The organism is Nitrosospira multiformis (assembly GCF_900111585.1).
Classification (GTDB): Bacteria; Pseudomonadota; Gammaproteobacteria; order Burkholderiales; family Nitrosomonadaceae; genus Nitrosospira; species Nitrosospira multiformis_B.
Genome location: NZ_FOHI01000017.1, coordinates 1 through 4990, shown reverse-complemented (window position 1 = coordinate 4990; position 4990 = coordinate 1). Strand labels below are relative to the sequence as shown.

Genomic DNA, 4990 nt, shown 5'->3' with positions numbered 1-4990 from the left:
ACAACAACATCATTACGGAGTAAAGGAGAGAAGCAGATGTTAATGAAGCCTTGGCTGAGGCTGGTTACGCTTGCGTGTGGGGTGCTGTTTGCGGGCGCCACGTGGGCTAACTTTCCCAGCGTTCCCAAAGAGACGTATAAGGCGCTGAAGTTGGAGCAGTCGGCCTCGCCGAAGGATCTGCATTCGGCGCTGGTGAAGCGTTACAAGGATCCTGCGCAGGGAGCGGGACGTGGCACGCTGGCGAAGTACTGGGAGCCGATCCCGATGAGCATGTACTTTGACCCTGCCTCGTACTACAAGCCGCCGACCTCGATGAAGGAAGTAGCGGCGCGCGAGGAATGCGTCAAATGCCACACGGACGAATCGCCGGTATGGGTGAGTGCCTGGAAGCGGAGCACGCACGCGAACCTGGACAAGATCCGGAATCTGAAGCCTGAAGACCCGACGTACTACAAGAAGGCGAAGCTTGAAGATGTGGAGAAGAATCTTCGCTCGATGGGCAAGCTTGGGGCCAACGACAAGCTCAAGGAAGTAGGGTGTATCGACTGCCACGTTGACATCAACAAGAAGGACAAGGCAGACCACATGAAGGATCTGCGCATGCCGACGGCGGACGTATGCGGCACCTGCCACCTGCAGGAATTTGCCGAACGCGAATCCGAGCGCGACACCCTGGTATGGCCGAACAAGCAATGGCCGCAGGGACGCCCCTCGCACGCGCTGGACTGGAAGGCCAACGTTGAAGTCGCGGTATTTGCCTCCATGCCGCAGCGCGAGATTGCCGAAGGCTGCAGCATGTGCCACACCAACCAGAACAAATGCGACTCCTGCCACACGCGGCATGAATTCTCTGCTGCCGAATCGCGCCATCCGGAAGCCTGCGCCACCTGTCACAGCGGGGTAGACCACAACAACTGGGAAGCCTACTCCATGAGCAAGCACGGCAAGACCGTTGCGATCATGGGCGACAAGTGGAACTGGAACGCACCCCTGAAGGACGCCTACACCAAGGGCGGACAGACTGCGCCCACCTGTGCCGGCTGCCACTTCGAATATGAAGGCAAGTACAGCCACAACGTCGTGAGGAAGATACGCTGGGCCAACTACCCCGCGGTTCCTGGCATAGCCGAGAACATCAACAGCGAATGGTCGGAAGCGCGGCTTGACTCCTGGGTCAAGACCTGCACGCAATGTCACTCCGAGCGTTTTGCCCGCTCCTATCTTGAATTCATGGACAAGGGCACGCTGCACGGCATAGCCAAGTACAAGGAAGCGCACGCGGTGGCTGAGAAGCTCTACAAGGAAGGGATGCTGACCGGTCAGAAGACCAACCGTCCGACCCCGCTGCCGCCTGACAAGGAAATGTTCGCAGGCTTCACCCAGCTCTACTGGAGCAAGGACAACAATCCTGCTGCCATCGAGCTCAAGGTGCTGGAAATGGGAGAGAACAACCTTCCCAAACTGCACGTAGGGTTAGCGCACGTCAACCCGGGTGGCTGGACCTATACCGAAGGCTGGGGCCCGATGAACCGCGACTACGTCGAAGTCATGGACGAGAACACCAAGATCCGTGAAATGGCGGCGTTGCAGGCGAAAGTAGCGAAGCTCGATGCCAAGCGCAAGGCAAGCCTGTTCGACCTTGACAGCAACGAGAAGCTCTCGCTTGGCGGTCTGGGTGGCGGCATGCTGCTTGCTGGCACGCTTGCCCTGGCAGGCTGGCGCCGGCGCGAGAAAAGCGAGGGTGTCCGCAAGGACTGATCCCCTGTCTTGACTGCAAGTACCTCTAGCCGCGCCATCCTGGCGCGGCCTGGCTCCAAACTCCTCCCCTCACTGGGCATTCTGCTGGTGGCGGGAGGAATTCTTTTGCTCCTGTGGTTTGCCTGGGCGTGGTTCAACCCCGGGCCTGCCCCCTACCGCTACCAGCTGGCGGAAGAAGGCAGCGCAGACAAATTCCCGCAGCTTGGACTGGGCCACTGGCCGGATCTTTCCATTGCCCGGTATGAAGTCTTTGCCGAAGACATTCCCCAGCCGCTGGCGGTGCTGCATGCGGGCAGGCAGGGCAATGGCGCCCCGGTGAGGCTCGACTGGGAAAACCGCACGAGTGAGCTGCTGCTCACCACCGATCTCAAACTCAATGAACTGACCACTCTGGCTGCCGCCATCGACAAGTACGCGGGCAAGGACGCGCTGGTGCTTGGCTGGTGGGACACCTCGCGCCAGCTGAAGCTTCTCTCCAGGCGCGACACCCTGTTCAGCGGGCAGTTCTCCGATTACCTCGTCATACCCACGCCGTGGCAGAAGCAGGCTGACGCCATCCGCAAATACGAAGACGACTTCTGGGGCGGCAAGGCAGGACGGGAAGAGGCGCAGAAATTCGAGCGCTTTGCCGATGCCCTGATGGCTGAACCTCAAGCGGGTGCAGCCATCCTGCGCGAACTGGCAGGCGATCGCGAAGCCTATCTCGCCATTCATGTCACCGACCTGTACAAGCTTGGCATCATGCGTCCGGGCCAGTTCGACGTTGCCTATCGCAACTTCCCGATGGAAGGCAACATGCATGGCATGGTCGACTATCTCAAGAGATGGGTACAGGACAATAACTACAAGACCTACACCCTGCAATCCCTGTCGGACAGGCTGATGCGCGGCTACTTCCTCAAGGATGACAAAAGCGACCAGACCCTGATTGCGCAGATGCTGCCCTTCACCGAATCGATGCCGCTTGACCTGACCGCGGTGCAGCTCATCTACCAGACCGGGGGCTACTGGGTGTACAAGATACCGGGCGGCAAGGAATCTGCATCTGTCGGGGCAACCCCGGAGGATGCCGCGTCCTTTCCAGCGCCCACCTTGCCTCCGCCCTCTGAGTAAATCCGATATCCGCAGTTGACTGACAGGCAGTAGCAGGAGTTAATGACCACCCACTTCTGCTGACAGCCGCACCTGTAGTCCCACCGCCTGAACCCATCATCAAAACGTAGCAAGGTAGCCCGGGCTTTGCCCGGGAATGCTTTATTTACCTGAAGCAGGTCAGGCTCTGCCTGACAGCCTGTTGATTCCTGATTCAGGATGCGGAACAGGTCACGTCTGTTGCCCGCGTTTCTTCCGTTCATCCGTAGCCTTCGTCCCTCGTTCCCCGAGCAAGGCTCCCTCTCCCTGGGAGGAAGAGGGTCGTCCTGAATCCTGTCGAAGATCGAAGATACTCTGTACATCTGCACTCAGCACAGTGGCGGTACTCCTCTCAACTCGATTTAACCCGCAAAGCGCCCGTGCACGGGAACAGGGATTTTTGCTGTAGCGAATCGGCCCGGTGCGTACACCATGTGTTTCAGCACGCTCCCGCGCCCCTCCGCTGCCCGACCCCGCTTTGCGGGTCCCCCGTGCCGCGCTCAGGCACTACCGGTACCAGTGGTACCAGAAAGAGTGATGGTACTGGTGCTACCCGTCTGTATGAACCAGAGATACAGTATGGGCACAATAAAAAGTGTGTCCTGACATTGGGATCATTGCAAGAGCATTACAATAACAGGGAAATACAGTAAAAAAGAACAAGAACAAGGAGCAATGAAAAACAGGATGCGGATCAGGTTGTAGTCGCATGGAGCTGGAAGAAATACAAGAATCCAGGGATATAACGGAAACAACGGATATACTTGCCGAAAGAAAAAAGGAGGAAGGATGAACCATCGCATGACACTCGCCCTGGCCGCAGCAGCACTGTTTGCGGTCATGGCCGGCAGCGCGTCTGCCCAATCGTTTGAAGGCCGCAAGAAATGCAGTTCCTGTCACAAGAGCCAGGCCGAATCCTGGGGCAGCACGGCGCACGCCAAGGCCATGGACTCGTTGAAGCCCAACAACAAGGCCGAAGCCAAGAAGAAGGCCAAGCTCGATCCTGCCAAGGACTACACCAAGGACAAGGACTGTGTCGGCTGTCATGTGGATGGCTGGGGCAAGGAAGGCGGCTACACGATTGACGATCCGAGCAAGTTCCTGACCGGGGTAGGCTGCGAATCCTGCCATGGACCCGGCTCCAAGTATCGCGGCATCCACCGCAAATCCGGCGCTGCTTTCGAGAAATCGAAGAAGACCACCTCCCGCCAGGTACTGGCCGATGCCGAACAGGACTTCAGCTTCGAGGAAAGCTGCAATGCCTGCCACATGAACTACAAGGGCAGCCCGTGGAAGGGTGCCAAGGAACCTTACACCCCCTTCACCCCGGACGTGGACAAGAAATACACCTTCAACTTTGACAAGTACGTCAAGGACACCAAGGCCATGCACGAACACTACAAGCTCGATGGGGTCTTCACGGGTGATCCGAAGTTCAAGTACCACGATGAATTCCAGTCCAGCGCCAAGGTAGGCGAGAAAGGTTCGGACGACTGACATGGCGATGAAGACAGGTAGTGCCCTCCTGGTGGGCACACTCTTGGGCGTGGTGATGGCGGCGGTGGTATTGGGCGGGGAAGCGGCCGTCTCCACCACCGAATTCTGCACCAGTTGCCATTCCATGACTTATCCGGCCGAGGAGTTGAAGGAATCCTCGCACTATGGCGCCCTGGGCGCCAACCCCGGCTGCAAGGACTGCCACATCCCGCAGGGATTGCAGAACTTCCACCTGGCGGTGGCGACCCATGTGGTGGACGGGGCGCGCGAACTCTATCTTGAGATGGTCAATGACTACTCCACGCTGGAGAAATTCAACGAGCGCCGCCTGATCATGGCGCACGATGCGCGCATGAATCTCAAGAAGTGGGACAGCCGCACCTGCCGCACCTGCCACCGGAATCCGCAGCCTCCTGGAGCGGATGCCAAGGCTGCGCACAAGAAAATGGAGACGGAAGGCGCAACCTGCATCGACTGCCACCAGAACCTGGTGCACAAGGAGGTTGCAGAAACCGACCTGAACGAGAGCATCAAGCAGGGCAAGATGGTGCTCAAGCCCGAAAAAAAGGATGATGACGACGAGGAAGAGGAAGACGAGGAGTAA

At 58.4% G+C, this 4990-nt stretch carries 4 protein-coding genes; all 4 read left to right on the top strand.

The window, feature by feature from the left end:
- Window positions 1-36 precede the first annotated feature (36 nt).
- The 4 genes from BMW46_RS14805 (at window position 37) to BMW46_RS14790 (ending at window position 4990) form a co-directional block, all read left to right on the top strand.
- Entirely contained in the window at window positions 37-1758 is a 1722-nt protein-coding gene (locus tag BMW46_RS14805; protein WP_074709431.1) for a multiheme c-type cytochrome, read from the top strand.
- A gap of 9 nt (window positions 1759-1767) precedes the next feature.
- The gene (haoB, locus tag BMW46_RS14800) at window positions 1768-2871 is read left to right on the top strand and encodes a hydroxylamine oxidation protein HaoB (RefSeq protein ID WP_074709430.1); all 1104 of its coding nucleotides are present in this window, start codon (window positions 1768-1770) and stop codon (window positions 2869-2871) included.
- An 807-nt stretch (window positions 2872-3678) separates the two neighbouring features.
- Window positions 3679-4386 (top strand): cytochrome c-550 CycA, encoded by a 708-nt coding sequence (cycA, locus tag BMW46_RS14795; RefSeq protein ID WP_074709429.1) that lies wholly within the window; start codon window positions 3679-3681, stop codon window positions 4384-4386.
- A gap of 1 nt (window position 4387) precedes the next feature.
- Window positions 4388-4990 carry a NapC/NirT family cytochrome c gene (locus tag BMW46_RS14790; protein WP_074709428.1) on the top strand — a complete coding sequence of 201 codons (603 nt, stop codon included), beginning with the start codon at window positions 4388-4390 and terminating at the stop codon, window positions 4988-4990.

What these genes read in the sequence shown, in the direction of transcription:
- BMW46_RS14805 (WP_074709431.1), top strand. Translation starts at nt 37, where the DNA reads ATGTTAATGAAGCCTTGGCTGAGGCTGGTTACGCTTGCGTGTGGGGTG.
- cycA (WP_074709429.1), top strand. Translation starts at nt 3,679, where the DNA reads ATGAACCATCGCATGACACTCGCCCTGGCCGCAGCAGCACTGTTTGCG.
- BMW46_RS14790 (WP_074709428.1), top strand. Translation starts at nt 4,388, where the DNA reads ATGGCGATGAAGACAGGTAGTGCCCTCCTGGTGGGCACACTCTTGGGC.